Annotated in this window: 8 protein-coding genes and 1 tRNA gene; all 9 read right to left on the bottom strand. The window is 57.3% G+C overall.

Annotated features, from left to right (window positions below; translation table 11 throughout):
- Positions 1 to 55 precede the first annotated feature (55 nt).
- A complete protein-coding gene (locus ACZ5SR_RS02810) occupies positions 56 to 274 on the bottom strand; it encodes a helix-turn-helix domain-containing protein (RefSeq protein WP_464450059.1) in 219 nt (72 codons plus the stop codon).
- A 367-nt stretch (positions 275 to 641) separates the two neighbouring features.
- Positions 642 to 717: transfer RNA gene (locus ACZ5SR_RS02805), tRNA-Phe, on the bottom strand.
- Positions 718 to 771: 54 nt separating this feature from the next.
- Positions 772 to 1,431 carry a response regulator gene (locus ACZ5SR_RS02800; RefSeq protein WP_464450044.1) on the bottom strand — a complete coding sequence of 220 codons (660 nt, stop codon included), beginning with the start codon at positions 1,429 to 1,431 and terminating at the stop codon, positions 772 to 774.
- Positions 1,432 to 1,452: 21 nt separating this feature from the next.
- On the bottom strand, positions 1,453 to 3,750 hold the full coding sequence (locus tag ACZ5SR_RS02795) for a sensor histidine kinase (protein WP_464450043.1): 2,298 nt from the start codon (positions 3,748 to 3,750) through the stop codon (positions 1,453 to 1,455).
- A gap of 1 nt (position 3,751) precedes the next feature.
- Entirely contained in the window at positions 3,752 to 4,300 is a 549-nt protein-coding gene (locus ACZ5SR_RS02790) for a DUF4390 domain-containing protein (protein ID WP_464450042.1), read from the bottom strand.
- Between the two features lie 46 nt (positions 4,301 to 4,346).
- Positions 4,347 to 5,702: a 16S rRNA (cytosine(967)-C(5))-methyltransferase RsmB gene (gene rsmB / locus ACZ5SR_RS02785; protein ID WP_464450041.1), complete on the bottom strand. Its 1,356-nt coding sequence runs from the start codon at positions 5,700 to 5,702 to the stop codon at positions 4,347 to 4,349.
- Positions 5,703 to 5,721: 19 nt separating this feature from the next.
- A complete protein-coding gene (locus ACZ5SR_RS02780) occupies positions 5,722 to 6,264 on the bottom strand; it encodes a LemA family protein (protein ID WP_464450040.1) in 543 nt (180 codons plus the stop codon).
- 103 nt (positions 6,265 to 6,367) lie between these two features.
- On the bottom strand, positions 6,368 to 10,582 hold the full coding sequence (gene rpoC / locus ACZ5SR_RS02775) for a DNA-directed RNA polymerase subunit beta' (protein ID WP_464450039.1): 4,215 nt from the start codon (positions 10,580 to 10,582) through the stop codon (positions 6,368 to 6,370).
- Between the two features lie 23 nt (positions 10,583 to 10,605).
- Positions 10,606 to 14,730, bottom strand: coding sequence for a DNA-directed RNA polymerase subunit beta (gene rpoB / locus ACZ5SR_RS02770; protein WP_464450038.1), 4,125 nt, complete (start codon positions 14,728 to 14,730; stop codon positions 10,606 to 10,608).
- Between the last annotated feature and the right edge of the window lie 6 nt (positions 14,731 to 14,736).

Raw genomic sequence — 14,736 nt, 5'->3', positions numbered from 1 at the left:
TTTCTAGATCTAACGAGAACGACTTCGGACTGATAGATCAAGCCAAAACCGATTGCTATGCAACGACTTGCCGCGCCGAAATGCCTGGTGTCATCAATGACTTTTGCGCATCGATCCATCCTTGGATGTCGGCAAACTGAAATCGCCAAGTCCCAGCCACCTTGAATCCCGGCAACTTGCCTTGTTGAGCTAAGCGATAGATCGTTTTTTCATCTACGCTGAGAAAGCTTGCAACGTCTTTCACAGTCATGGCGGGTTTGATGGTTTCAGTCATATAAGCCTCCATTCCGATTCATGATACATGCGAATTCAGGGCAAAGTAGTCCAAACCAATCAATCTCGGTACAAGCTCAGGTTAACAAACCCCAAGCTCACGATATGAGCGCGTCCTAGCTCATATGTGGAGAGCCCGTGCTATTCGACACACGCTTATCTCATTGATTTTTATGGATTTTTGCGCGTGCTTCTCGCACCTAGTTCGCCATACTTTTTTGAGAAACGGGGGGCAGGAGAGAGTCGAGTGTCCCGTTTGGGCGACACGCGCACAGACTTGTGGCACACGCAGAATGGGCCGTAAGCCCTAGAATTGCGCCACGAACCCAAAAGAAAAGGCCCAACTGAGAACAGTTGGGCCTTCATATTGGTGGCCTGGGGCAGAATCGAACTGCCGACACGCGGATTTTCAATCCGCTGCTCTACCAACTGAGCTACCGGGCCGAAGACGAAATTATAGCAGAGCCAAATGGGAATTTTGGACCGCATGAAGACAAATCAGATGGGCCGCTTGCTTCGGGACAAATCAACGCCCAACTGCTTGAGCTTTCTGTACAGATGTGTGCGCTCAAGACCGGTCTTTTCGGCCACTTTGGTCATTGACCCCGCCTCATGGGCAAGGTGGAACTCAAAGTAGGCTTTCTCAAATGCATCACGCGCCTCGCGCAATGGTCGGTCAAGGTCAAAGGTTTGCTGAACAGCCAGCACAGCGTCGATGACTTCGCCATGTGTCACTGCAGATGCCGCCACCGCTGAGAGGGATGCCGAAGCAGCAACAACGGCCTGCTTCACTTGGTCGCGGGCAAGCCCCTGCTCCACCGCGGTCAGCAGTTTTTGCAATGTGATCGGTTTTTCCAGAAAGGCATGCGCGCCAATTTTGACGGCATCAACTGCCGTATCGATGGTGGCATGTCCGCTCATCATGATGACGGGCATGTTGAGCAAGCCCGATGTTGCCCACTCCTTCAAGAGACTGACGCCGTCCGTGTCAGGCATCCAGATGTCCAGCAGCACCAGATCGGGACGCATGCGCAACCGCGCTTCACGCGCCATGGCTGCATTTTCGGCGAGTTCAACTTGATGACCCTCGTCAAACAAGATTTCTGAGAGCAGGTCACGGATGCCCAGCTCGTCGTCAACCACCAAAATATTTGCCATAGTGTCTTGTCTTGTCTCTGTTCAAGGGGTGGGCTGAGGCGTGCCGCCCACCTTGGATTCCAAGGCGAATGATAACGAGACTTGCGCGCCTTTGATTTCACCATCCTGAATCACATTCGCGAGTTCTATTTTTGCGGCGTGTTCGTCGGCAATTTTCTTCACGACCGCCAAGCCCAACCCCGTGCCTTTGGCCTTGGTGGTGACATAGGGCTCAAACGCACGCTTGAGAATATTGGGCTCAAAACCAGGGCCTGTGTCGGTCACGATCAAACGGACTCGGCTGCGCGAGACGTTCCATTCGGTACGCAAACTCACAAGAGCGCCCTGTGGCAACACGCCTTTGACCTCGCAGGCGTCTTGTGCGTTTTGAAGCAAGTTGTGAATCACCTGTCTGAGCTGTTGTTCGTCACCCAAAATTGGCGGGCAAGTCGTGTCGAGGGTTGTGATCACAGGCGCACGAGGAACTTGATCACTGGGCTCATTGGTGTACAAAACCATCAAATCGGAAATCAGCGCATTGAGCTGCACAGGCTTCAGATCAGCCGAGGGCAAGCGCGCGTAGTCGCGAAACTCATTGACCAAGCGCTTCATGGCGTCCACTTGGTCCACGATGGTTTTGACCGATTTGTGGAGCACCGCATCGTCCAGGTCATCGAGCTTACCCTTCAGTTTGCGCTGCAGCCTTTCAGCAGACAGCTGTATCGGGGTGAGTGGGTTCTTGATTTCGTGGGCCAAGCGTCTGGCCACTTCACCCCAGGCTTGAGCACGTTCTGCAGACACGATCTCGGAGATATCGTCAAACACCAGAAGGCGCATACCGTCGGGCAACACTGCACCTCGGGCCACCAAGGTCACAGACGTCTCGGTCAGCCCCTGGCCTGTGGCGTGAATTTCAAATGATTTTTGCCAATGGTCCAGCTCATGTGCGTCTGAGTCCAATCGCAGCATCGCAAACTGTTCGGACACGCCCTGCGCAAAACTTCCAAGCCCAGGAAGGCTGGGCAGGGGCGCCCCTTGATGAGCTGCCACAGGCACACGCAAGATGCGAGTCGCGCCCGGATTGGCTGATTGGATAACCCCCTGGGCGTCCAGCACCATGACGCCTGCCGTCAAGTTGTCGAGGATAGTTTGCAAGTTACCCCGTGCTGTATCCAGCTGCACCAGACTCCGCTGCACATTCGTTCGGGCATCCAGCAGTTGCTGCGTCATATCTGCAAAAGAACGGGTCAAGCCACCGAGTTCATCTTTGCCTTGCAACGCCATCTTGGGCGTCAAGTCACCAGAGGCCACTTGACGCATGCCCAGTGCCAGCAAAAGCAGCGGCCGCGCCAACTGGTTACCCAGGACGACGGCCAGCAAGATGGCCCCGAGCACCGCCATAAACAAACTCAGGGTCAGCGTGCCGATGTACATGCGGCGCAATCCTTCGCGTGCGAGGGCACGCTCCTGGTATTCCCGATAAGCCGACTGCACTTCCAATGCGTTGTTCACCAAGGTCGGCGGCAGGTCTTGCGTCACTTGCAGCAGGCGCTTGTCTTCGTCAATGGCCAATCCCGATTGGGGCAACAAAACCAGGGCCTTGATTCGGCCCTTGTCACCTCCGGGGACGGCCTCATCAAAACCTTCCACCCATTCGATGCTGCCTTTTTGGCGTGCATCCTTGAGTTGCTGCAAAGGGGGGCGTTCGGGACGAATTTGGAATCGCGATTGACCAGCACTGGCCACCATGCGCCCACTGACCGTCCAGAGCACCGCATCGCTGACGCCCATTTGTTCTCGTAGCTTTTCCAGGGCGATGCTGGCACTCACCTCAGACACATCGCTCAATTGCGTTGCAGCGGCCCGTGCTTGTTTGGAGAGGTCGGTGCTCAAGGTGTCGAGTGTGGCTCGGCCAAGATTCAGGCCAGCGACCAGCGCAGCCTCCACCTTCACATCGAACCAGCTTTCTATCGAGCGCGAGACAAACTGGTAGGACACCACGTAAATCAGGACGCCGGGAATCACACCGACCAGCGCAAAAATTCCTGCGAGCTTGACGAGCAAGCGAGAACCAAATTGACCACGCTTGAGCCGCAACAGAAGCTTGACCGCACCCCACAAAATGGTGACCAGCAGGCCACCTGCCACCACGGCATTGACCAGGACCAACCATTCGTAATTTTGGTTGTAACTTTCACGATTGCCAGTTGCCTGGGTCATCAACACCAACAAGCCCAAACCGATAACGACCATCGCCAGTGCACCCAAGCCCAGCAGCCATTGGCTGGCTCGCGATGCCCGTAGGGCCTGCTTCTCCGTACGCCTGATGGACAGTCCCATCTCAGCGCACCATGTCTGGGGTCAAACGCATCTGCCTCGCCACAGACAAACTCCATTCGGCCTGATTACCTGCCGCGATCTGGAAAGGACGTGGCAGCTGGGTCATGTCTAGCCTGAAGCGGTAAGTCATGTATTGCCGTGCGTCCACATCCAAGTCGGTGATGTCCGCCACTTTCCAGCCAGATTGGCGGCGAATCACATCCAATGCTTCGGGCAAAGTTTCAAAGTTTTGAGAAATGCTGCCTGCCAAGCCTGCCCCGGAAATCGGTTCATTGGAGACATTCAGCCGCCAGCGGCGCGTCAGGGGCTGAAAAGCGAGGCGGTAGTAACGGGTGGCAGCCCCGACTTTGCGGTCGTACCAATACCAGCGGTCCCTCAAGACCTCGGCCTCAGCGACAAAGTGCACGGCCAGTCCTTTGACCAAGGCGTCCTCGACCACTGGCCCCAGTTCGAGTTTGACTTGGGCGGTCAAGTAAAGGCCCGTATCCCGCCTTTCGGCCCGCAACTCTGTCAGCTCCGCTGTGGCGGATTGAGCCCAGACAGCGGGCACAACAAGCAGCCAGGCCCCCAGGACCCAGCCACCCCGGCGCCAGAGTTCAGCCCAGGCGCTTTTCCAGCAATGCGTAATAAAACCCGTCATGTTCACCCAATGCATTGTCCACGACTGGCAGCCCAAAAGGGGGCTGCCCGGGTATCAAATGTCCTGGAGAAGGCTGCATTAAGGCGTCGGTGTTGCGTTGAAGGAACGCCTGCACCGTTTCGTCGCCCTCTGCCTTGAAAATCGAGCATGTGCAATACAACAATCGACCGCCGGGCTTGACCAAGGGCCAAAGCGCCTTGAGCAGCAGCGCCTGGGTACGCGCCAACTGTTCGCTGTCCGTGGGACGGCGCAGCCAACGCACATCGGGATGCCTGCGCACAATGCCCGAAGCCGTGCATGGGGCATCCAGCAAAACCGCGTCAAACAGCACGCCATCCCACCAAGATGCAGGCTGCCCAGCATCGGCCGCAACGACTTGAGCGATCAGTCCCAAACGCTGTAAATTTTGGTGGATCCGCTCGCAACGGCCCGCATCCACATCCAGCGCCAGGACTTGCGCCTGAGGGCTAATCTCTAGCAAATGTCCAGTTTTTCCGCCCGGCGCAGCACAGGCATCCAGAATGCGCCATGGCGTTGCGGCATCCATACCTTGCAGCAACAAGTTGGCAGCCACTTGAGCAGCGGCGTCCTGCACCGACACATGCCCCGCCGCAAAGCCGGGCAACTGGTTCACGGGAACGGCCTTGTCCAATTGCAAGCCCTGCGAGCCCACCGCCTTGGCCTGCAGCCCTCTCGCCTGAAGTTGCTCTTGGTAGGCGGCCACGCTGTGGTAACGGGTATTCACCCGCACGGTCATGGGAGCCGCTTGTTGTGCCTGGAGCAAGATCTGCTGCCAGTGCAAAGGATGATCCGCTTGCAATCGCTCCACCCACCAGCGTGGATGGTTCCATTGCGCTTGCAGATTGTTGTCGGTTTTTAGAACCAACGCCTCGCGTTCACGCATGAAGCGCCTCAGGCAAGCGTTGACAAATCCGCTTTGGGCCTGGGTATTTCTCTGCTTCCGCGCTGCTTCTACCGCTTGATTCACCAATGTATGAATTGGGTAAGGCGCTTCTTCATCGCGCCAGCATAAAGCCAGCGCCGTGCAGAGCAGGGCATCCACAGCAGGAGTGGGTGTTTTGGCAGCCAATTGCTCACGCAGCGCCGTGGCGCGACCGAGCTGCCTGAGCACCTGAAAGCTCAAGGCCTGCACACCAGGTCGCAGCTCCTGCGAGACACTTTCAAGCAGTGCGGTGAGGGAACGCCCCTGCCGAGTGGCCTGCACTGCCGCCGCTGTCGCCTGCAACAGACGCCACAAAGGGGCAGACTGAGCTGAGGCGCGCGGATCCTTGGACGGAACGTGTGTTGTCATCGTTGATTTCAGGCAGCGCTCAAGCGGCGCCCATGGATAAATCCATTCGGATTGCGGGTTGGAGTTTCAAACGGCGGGCCAGCAATGACGCCGGGCGCATGGCCAATGCTTCGTTGTAAGCGACCACCGCCACATGGTAAGGAATGAGCGCGGCGGGCAGTGTTTGCCGCATACGGCTCAAGGCAATTTCCAGATCCGGTTTGACAGCATCGTTTTCTGTTTGCAACAGACGGCGAATTTCGACCACAACCTTCTGATGTTGCACCATCACCAGTTTCTGACTTTCTGCATCGAGTGCTTGCAAACGGGCCTGAGACAAGGCCTCCAGCAGTTCGTCACAAGACGATTGGAGGTGCTGAAGCTCATCTGCTCCCTCGATCAATGCCAAGGTCTGCCGTGCCGCAATACCACCTTGCATGCGTACAACCAAGCGCAACCAAACCGCATCAACACTGCTCCATTGCCGAACCACTTCGGCACGCAAACGCACCAACCTATTGTGTGCGCCAACCGCCCAAAAAATGGCAATGGCCAGCATGAGACCCAAAATCAACGCCACCATGCTTTCACCTTTTTCGACTTCTCGCCATAAAAACAGCCCCTGACCGCATGACGGTGCAGGGGCTGTTCACGTGTGCTCACCAACTAGAGGGTGAACGCGTCACTCAAGCGGCTTCGCCGGTATCGGTGACAGCATCTTCAGTCGCAGGACCTGCGAGGTCAGCCGCTTCGGCATCCGCAATGGCGCGGCGCTCGGCGTCGTCCATGGCGTCCTTGACTTTGCGTGCTTGGTGGTAAGCCAAACCGGTACCGGCAGGAATCAGGCGACCAACGATCACGTTTTCCTTCAGACCGCGCAGCTCGTCGCGCTTGCCCATGATGGCCGCTTCGGTCAACACACGGGTCGTTTCCTGGAAGGAAGCGGCCGAGATGAACGAGTCGGTCGACAAGGAGGCCTTGGTGATACCCAGCAACAAGTTGCTGAAGGTCGCGGGGATCTTGCCGTCGCGCTGCAATGCGTCGTTGGTGTTGAGCATTTCGGAGCGCTCCACCTGCTCACCGGAGATGTAGTTGGAGTCACCGATGTTCTCGACCACCACGCGGCGCAGCATCTGACGAACAATCACTTCGATGTGCTTGTCGTTGATCTTCACGCCTTGCAAGCGGTAAACGTCCTGCACTTCGTCCACGATGTAGCGGGCCAGCTCTTCGATGCCCAAGAGGCGCAAGATGTCTTGTGGGTCGGCTGGGCCGTCCACAATGCTCTCGCCCTTGTTGACCACTTGGCCTTCGTGCACCAGGATGTTCTTCTCTTTGGGGATCAGTTCATCCCAGACCTTGCCTTCAGGGTCGGTGATCTGCAAGCGGACCTTGCCTTTGGTTTCTTTACCAAACGACACGGTACCGGTGATCTCGGCCAGCATGCCCTTGTCTTTGGGTGTGCGGGCTTCGAACAGTTCGGCCACACGGGGCAAACCGCCGGTGATGTCTCGGGTCTTTTGACCTTCGACCGGGATACGCGCCAAGACTTCGCCTGGGCCCACATCCATGCCGTCGCGCACCTGGATCAGCGAGCCGATCTGGAACCCGATGGTCACCGAGTGGTCGGTACCGGGGATCTTGACTTCCTTGCCAGCCGCATCGATCAGCTTGACCTGAGGACGGATGACCTTGGCAGCGCCACGGCGCTTGGGGTCAATGACCACCAGGGTCGACAAGCCGGTCACCTCGTCGAGCTGCTTGGCCACAGTCAGGCCTTCTTCGACGTTCTCGAACTTCACGGTACCCGCGTACTCGGTGATGATCGGGCGGGTCAATGGATCCCAGTTGGCCAAAATGGCGCCAGCCTTGATGGTCTGGTCGGCCTTGACCGACAAGATGGCACCGTAGGGCACTTTGTGACGCTCACGCTCACGGCCGTGTTCACTGATGACGATTTCGCCAGAGCGGGAAATCACCACCAACTCGCCTTTGCTGTTGGTCACATAACGCATGGTGGCGTTGAAACCAATGCTGCCGTTGGACTTGGCTTCCACGCTGGAGGCTACAGCGGCACGCGAAGCCGCACCACCGATGTGGAAGGTCCGCATGGTCAGCTGTGTGCCGGGCTCACCAATCGACTGGGCAGCGATCACACCGACCGCTTCGCCGTTGTTGACCAGGCCACCACGGCCCAGATCGCGGCCATAGCACTTGGCGCACAAGCCAAAGCGTGTTTCGCAAGTCAGGGCTGTGCGCACTTTGACTTCGTCGACGCCTGCAGCCTCGATTTCGTCGAGCAAGTCTTCATCGAGCAAGACGCCCGCTTCCACCAGCACGGCGCGATTTTCTGGGTGCAGGACGTCTTCGACGACGGTACGGCCCAGAATACGGTCGCGCAGCGATTCGATGACTTCACCACCTTCGACGATGGCACGCATCAAGGAACCATCCGAAGTGCCGCAATCGAGCTCGGTCACGACCAAGTCTTGCGTCACGTCGACCAAACGACGGGTCAGGTAACCCGAGTTGGCGGTCTTCAAAGCCGTGTCGGCCAGACCTTTACGTGCACCGTGTGTTGAGATGAAGTACTGCAACACGTTCAGACCTTCACGGAAGTTCGCCGTGATGGGGGTCTCGATGATCGAGCCGTCAGGCTTGGCCATCAGGCCACGCATACCGGCCAGCTGACGGATCTGCGCTGCAGAACCGCGGGCACCGGAGTCGGCCATCATGTAAATCGAGTTGAACGATTCCTGATCGACTTCGTTGCCATGGCGGTCAATGGTCTTCTCTTTGCGGAGTTGGTCCATCATCACCTTGGAGACGACGTCACCGGCCTTGCCCCAGATGTCAACGACCTTGTTGTAGCGCTCGCCTGCGGTCACCAGACCGGAAACGTATTGCTGCTCGATGTCTTTGACTTCTTTTTCGGCCGCTTCAATGATGGCGGGCTTCTCTGGCGGCACCAACATGTCGTCAATGCCAATGGAGATACCGGCGCGTGTGGCCAAACGGAAGCCGTTTTGCAACAACTTGTCAGCGAACACCACGGTCTCTTTCAAACCGCACTTGCGGAAAGACGTGTTGATCAGCTTGGAGATTTCCTTCTTCTTCAGCGCCTTGTTCAGGTTGGAGAAAGGCAGGCCTTTAGGCAGGATTTCCGACAGCAATGCGCGACCCACAGTGGTTTCCACCATCGACACCGACGAAGTGAATTCACCCGTCGATTTGTCCTTGGTCCACTCGGTCATGCGCACGTTGATCTTCGCAGTCAACTCAACGGCATTAGCGTCCAGGGCGCGCTGCACTTCGCCGATGTCGGAGAAGATCAGGCCTTCGCCCTTGGCGTTGATGCGGTCACGGGTCGCGTAATACAGACCCAGCACCACGTCTTGCGAAGGCACGATCGAGGGTTCGCCAGAAGCGGGGAACAAGATGTTGTTCGAAGCCAGCATCAAAGTGCGGGCTTCCATCTGGGCTTCCACCGACAAAGGCACGTGAACGGCCATTTGGTCACCGTCGAAGTCGGCGTTGAAAGCCGCGCAAACGAGGGGGTGCAACTGAATGGCTTTGCCTTCGATCAGCAAGGGCTCAAACGCCTGGATACCCAAACGGTGCAGCGTAGGCGCACGGTTGAGCATCACGGGGTGCTCTTTGATGACCTCTTCCAGGATGTCCCACACCACAGGGGTGCCGGCTTCAACTTCTTTCTTGGCGGCCTTGATGGTGGTCGCGATGCCCATGGCTTCGAGACGCGCAAAGATGAAGGGCTTGAACAGCTCGATGGCCATCAACTTGGGCAAACCGCACTGGTGCAGTTTGAGGGTGGGGCCCACGGTGATCACGGAACGACCGGAGTAGTCCACGCGCTTGCCCAGCAAGTTCTGACGGAAACGACCGCTCTTGCCTTTGATCATGTCGGCCAACGACTTCAAGGCACGCTTGTTGGCGCCGGTCATGGCCTTGCCGCGACGGCCGTTGTCCAGCAAGCTGTCCACGGCTTCTTGCAACATGCGCTTTTCGTTGCGCGCAATGATCTCGGGGGCCTTCAATTCCAGCAAACGGCGCAGACGGCTGTTGCGGTTGATGACGCGGCGGTACAAATCGTTCAGGTCGGAGGTCGCAAAGCGGCCGCCGTCCAGTGGCACCAAAGGACGCAGGTCCGGTGGCAACACGGGCAGCACTTCCAGCACCATCCACTCGGGCTTGATGCCCGACTTCTTGAAAGCTTCCAGCACTTTCAAGCGCTTGGAATTTTTCTTGACCTTGAGTTCGGAGCCGGTCAAGTCACCGCGCAGGCGCTCGATTTCGCTTTCGATGTCGATGCCTTGCAGCAATTCCTTGATGCCTTCCGCGCCCATCTTGGCGACGAATTCATCGCCGTACTCTTTGACCTTGGCGTCGTAATCGTCTTCGCTCATGATGCCGAACTTCTTCAGCGGCGTCATGCCGGGATCGGTCACCACATAAGCTTCAAAGTACAACACGCGTTCGATGTCACGCAGCGTCATGTCGAGCACCAGGCCCAAACGTGATGGCAGCGATTTCAGGAACCAAATGTGGGCGCAAGGCGCGGCCAGATCGATGTGACCCATGCGCTCGCGACGCACTTTGGTTTGTGTGACTTCAACGCCGCACTTCTCGCAGATCACACCGCGGTGCTTGAGGCGTTTGTACTTGCCGCACAAGCATTCGTAGTCTTTGATAGGGCCAAAAATCTTGGCGCAAAACAGACCATCACGCTCGGGCTTGAAGGTACGGTAGTTGATGGTTTCCGGCTTTTTCACTTCGCCGAAAGACCACGAACGGATCTTCTCGGGCGATGCCAGACCGATGCGGATCGCATCGAAGTGGTCATCGGGCGTGAACTGCTTGAACAGGTCGAGTAGTGATTTCATGGTTTAAATCCTTTGCCTGTGAATTAAGAACGCTCGAGCTCGATGTCAAGGCCCAGCGAACGGATTTCCTTGACCAGCACGTTGAACGACTCGGGCATGCCCGCTTCGATGGAGTGTTCGCCTTTGACAATGCTTTCGTACACCTTGGTACGGCCTTGCACGTCGTCGGACTTCACGGTGAGCATCTCTTGCAGCACATAAGAGGCGCCGTACGCTTCCAGTGCCCACACTTCCATCTCACCGAAACGCTGACCACCGAACTGCGCCTTACCACCCAGCGGCTGCTGCGTGACCAAGCTGTAAGGACCGGTCGAACGGGCGTGCATCTTGTCGTCCACCAAGTGGTGCAGCTTCAAGAAGTGCATGTAGCCAATGGTGGTCGGACGGTCAAAGGCATCGCCTGTGCGGCCGTCAAACAAGTTGGCTTGTGTGCGCGTGGCTGTAAGACCTTTGGCCTTGGCCAAGTCTTCTGGGTAAGCCAGGTGCAGCATGGCGCGGATTTCTTCTTCGGCCGCACCGTCGAACACGGGCGTGGCGAATGGGAAACCTTCTTTGAGGTTGCCAGCCATGGACAAGATTTCGTCGTCGCTCAGTTGCGACAAGTCTTCTTTGCGGCCCATGCTGTTGTACAACTGCTCGAACAGCTTACGCAGTTCAGCAATCTTCTCCATGCGCTGTGTTTCGGCTTGCAGCATGTTGCCAATGCGCTGGCCAATGCCTTTGCCGGCCCAGCCCAAGTGAACTTCCAGCACCTGACCCACGTTCATACGCGAAGGAACGCCCAAGGGGTTCAACACGATGTCGGCGGGGGTGCCGTCGGCCATGTAAGGCATGTCTTCGACGGGAACGATCTTGGAGACCACACCCTTGTTACCGTGGCGGCCGGCCATCTTGTCACCAGGCTGCAAGCGGCGCTTGACAGCGAGGTAGACCTTGACCATCTTGAGCACGCCTGCGGGCAACTCGTCGCCTTGGGTGAGCTTTTTGCGCTTTTCTTCAAACGACAAATCGAAGCTGTGGCGGGTTTGCTCCAGCGAGTTCTTGATCGACTCGAGTTGCATGGCCACGTCGTCTTCAGCTGGGCGAATGTCGAACCAGTGGAATTTCTCGACCGACGCCATGTAGGCCTTGTCGATCTTGGTGCCTTTGGCCAGCTTTTGTGGGCCACCGTTGGCCACGCGGCCCACCAACAACTTTTCGATACGGTCAAATGCGTCGGCTTCCACGATGCGCAGTTGGTCGTTCAAATCCAAGCGGAAACGCTTGAGTTCGTCGTCGATGATTTGCTGGGCGCGCTTGTCGCGCACGATGCCTTCGCGTGTGAAGACCTGCACGTCGATCACGGTGCCTTGCGAGCCCTGGTCCACGCGCAAGGAGGTGTCTTTCACATCGCTGGCTTTTTCACCGAAGATGGCGCGCAGCAGCTTCTCTTCTGGCGTGAGGGTGGTTTCGCCTTTGGGTGTGACCTTGCCCACCAGCACGTCGCCGGGCTGCACTTCGGCACCCACGTAGATGATGCCGGAGTCGTCCAGTCGGCCCAGTTGCTGCTCGGACAGGTTGGGAATGTCGCGCGAAATTTCTTCGGCACCCAACTTGGTGTCACGTGCCATGACCACGAGTTCTTCGATGTGGATCGAGGTGTAGCGGTCTTCCGACACCACACGCTCAGAGATCAAGATCGAGTCTTCGAAGTTGTAGCCGTTCCAAGGCATGAAGGCGATCAGCATGTTCTGACCGATGGCGATTTCGCCCAGGTCGGTCGATGCGCCGTCGGCGATCACGTCACCCTTGGCCAGCTTGTCGCCACGCTTGACGATGGGTCGCTGGTGGATGTTGGTGTTCTGGTTGGAACGCTGGTATTTGATCAGGTTGTAGATATCCACACCCACTTCACCGGCCAAAGCTTCTGCGTCGTTCACGCGGATCACGATGCGGGTCGCGTCCACGTAGTCCACGATACCGCCACGGGTGGCGGTCACCACAGTGCCGGAGTCGACCGCTGCAACGCGCTCGATGCCGGTGCCGACCATGGGTTTTTCAGGACGCAGCACAGGCACGGCCTGGCGCGACATGTTGGCACCCATCAACGCGCGGTTGGCGTCGTCGTGCTCGAGGAAGGGGACCAAAGAGGCCGCCACCGACACGATCTGCGCTGGCGACACGTCCATGTACTGAATGCGCTCTGCGCCGCACAGGATGGATTCACCTTTTTCACGGGCAGAGACCAAGTCACCGGTCAATTTGCCATCTTTGTCCAATGTGGCGTTGGCCTGGGCGATGACGTACTTGCCCTCTTCGATGGCCGACAGGTAGTCGATGTCCATTGTGACTTTGCCTTCGACCACTCGACGGTAGGGGGTTTCGATGAAACCGTACTCGTTCAAGCGGGCGTACAAGGCCAGCGAGTTGATCAAACCAATGTTGGGACCTTCAGGTGTCTCGATAGGGCAAACGCGACCGTAGTGGGTCACGTGCACGTCACGCACTTCAAAGCCTGCACGCTCGCGGGTCAAACCACCTGGGCCAAGAGCCGACACGCGGCGCTTGTGGGTGATCTCGGCCAGAGGGTTGGTCTGGTCCATGAACTGCGACAGCTGCGATGCGCCAAAGAATTCTTTGAGTGCAGCAGAGATGGGCTTGGAGTTGATCAGGTCGTGCGGCATGAGCGGTTCTTGCTCAGCTTGACCCAAACGCTCTTTCACAGCTTTTTCGATACGTGCCAAACCTGTACGGTATTGGTTTTCGGCCAACTCACCGACGCAACGCACGCGGCGGTTGCCCAAGTGATCGATGTCATCCACTTCGCCATTGCCGTTGCGCAAGTCCACCAAGATCTTGACCACGGCCAAGATGTCTTCGTTGGTCAACACCATGGGGCCTGTGGACTCGCCACGGCCCACGCGAGCGTTGAATTTCATGCGACCGACACGCGACAGATCGTAAGTGTCGGGGTTGTAGAACAAACGCTGGAACAGGGCTTGCACAGCGTCTTCTGTTGGCGGCTCGCCAGGACGCATCATGCGGTAGATGGCCACACGTGCGGCGAATTCGTCGACGGTTTCGTCAATGCGCAGGGTCTGAGAAATGTACGCGCCCTGATCGAGTTCGTTCGTGTAGATGCAAGGCAAATCTTGAATGCCCGAGGTGCGCAGCTTTTTGAGCAACGCTTCGGTCAATTCTTCGTTGGCCTTGGCGATGATTTCGCCTGTGTCGGCTTCGACAATGCTGCGTGCGACCACACGGCCAAGCAAGTAGTCTTCTGGCACGCTGATGTGCGTGGTGCCCGATTGCTCGAGTTCACGGGTGTGGCGAACGGTGATCCGCTTGTCTTTGGCCACCACCACTTTGCCGGACTTGTCGGTGATGTCAAAACGGGCCACTTCACCGCGCAGACGCTCGGCCACAAATTCCATTTGGGCGCCACTGTCCATCAGGCGGAAGTTGTCGTTCACAAAGAAGTTCGCCAGAATCGATTCAGGGTTCAGGCCAATGGCCTTGAGCAAGATCGAGACAGGCATCTTGCGGCGACGGTCGACGCGGAAATACAAGATGTCTTTCGGGTCGAATTCAAAGTCGAGCCAAGAACCGCGGTAAGGGATGATGCGGGCCGAGAAGAGCAGCTTGCCCGAGCTGTGGGTTTTGCCCTTGTCGTGTTCAAAGAACACACCAGGAGAACGGTGCAACTGGGAGACGATCACGCGCTCAGTGCCGTTGATGATGAAGGAGCCTTTGTCGGTCATCAAAGGCACTTCGCCCATGTATACCTCTTGCTCTTTCACTTCCTTGACCACTTTGTTTTGTGATGTCGAGGAATCGCGGTCGTAAATGATGAGCTGAACACGCGCACGCACGGCCGACGAGAAGGTCAGACCACGGGTCTGGCATTCGCGCACGTCAAAGGCTGGCTTGGCGAGGTTGTACTCGACGAATTTCATCTCCACAAAACCGTTGTGGGACACGATCGGGAAAGCCGACTCAAAGGCCGCTTGCAAACCCTCGTGTGTGCGTTTGGATGAAACAACACCTGCTTGCAAGAAAGACGTGTAGGCGTCTTTTTGCATTTGCAACAGGTAAGGAACTTCGAGCACGCTTTCGCGGCTGCCGAAACTTTTGCGGATTCGCTTGCGTTCGGTGTATGAATAGGCCATGAGATC

This window comes from Limnohabitans sp. TEGF002 (assembly GCF_055395845.1).
This window is presented reverse-complemented; position numbering and strand designations above follow the sequence as displayed.

What these genes read in the sequence shown, in the direction of transcription:
- ACZ5SR_RS02810 (WP_464450059.1), bottom strand. Translation starts at nt 274, where the DNA reads ATGACTGAAACCATCAAACCCGCCATGACTGTGAAAGACGTTGCAAGC.
- ACZ5SR_RS02800 (WP_464450044.1), bottom strand. Translation starts at nt 1,431, where the DNA reads ATGGCAAATATTTTGGTGGTTGACGACGAGCTGGGCATCCGTGACCTG.
- ACZ5SR_RS02795 (WP_464450043.1), bottom strand. Translation starts at nt 3,750, where the DNA reads ATGGGACTGTCCATCAGGCGTACGGAGAAGCAGGCCCTACGGGCATCG.
- rsmB (WP_464450041.1), bottom strand. Translation starts at nt 5,702, where the DNA reads ATGACAACACACGTTCCGTCCAAGGATCCGCGCGCCTCAGCTCAGTCT.
- ACZ5SR_RS02780 (WP_464450040.1), bottom strand. Translation starts at nt 6,264, where the DNA reads ATGGTGGCGTTGATTTTGGGTCTCATGCTGGCCATTGCCATTTTTTGG.
- rpoC (WP_464450039.1), bottom strand. Translation starts at nt 10,582, where the DNA reads ATGAAATCACTACTCGACCTGTTCAAGCAGTTCACGCCCGATGACCAC.
- rpoB (WP_464450038.1), bottom strand. Translation starts at nt 14,730, where the DNA reads ATGGCCTATTCATACACCGAACGCAAGCGAATCCGCAAAAGTTTCGGC.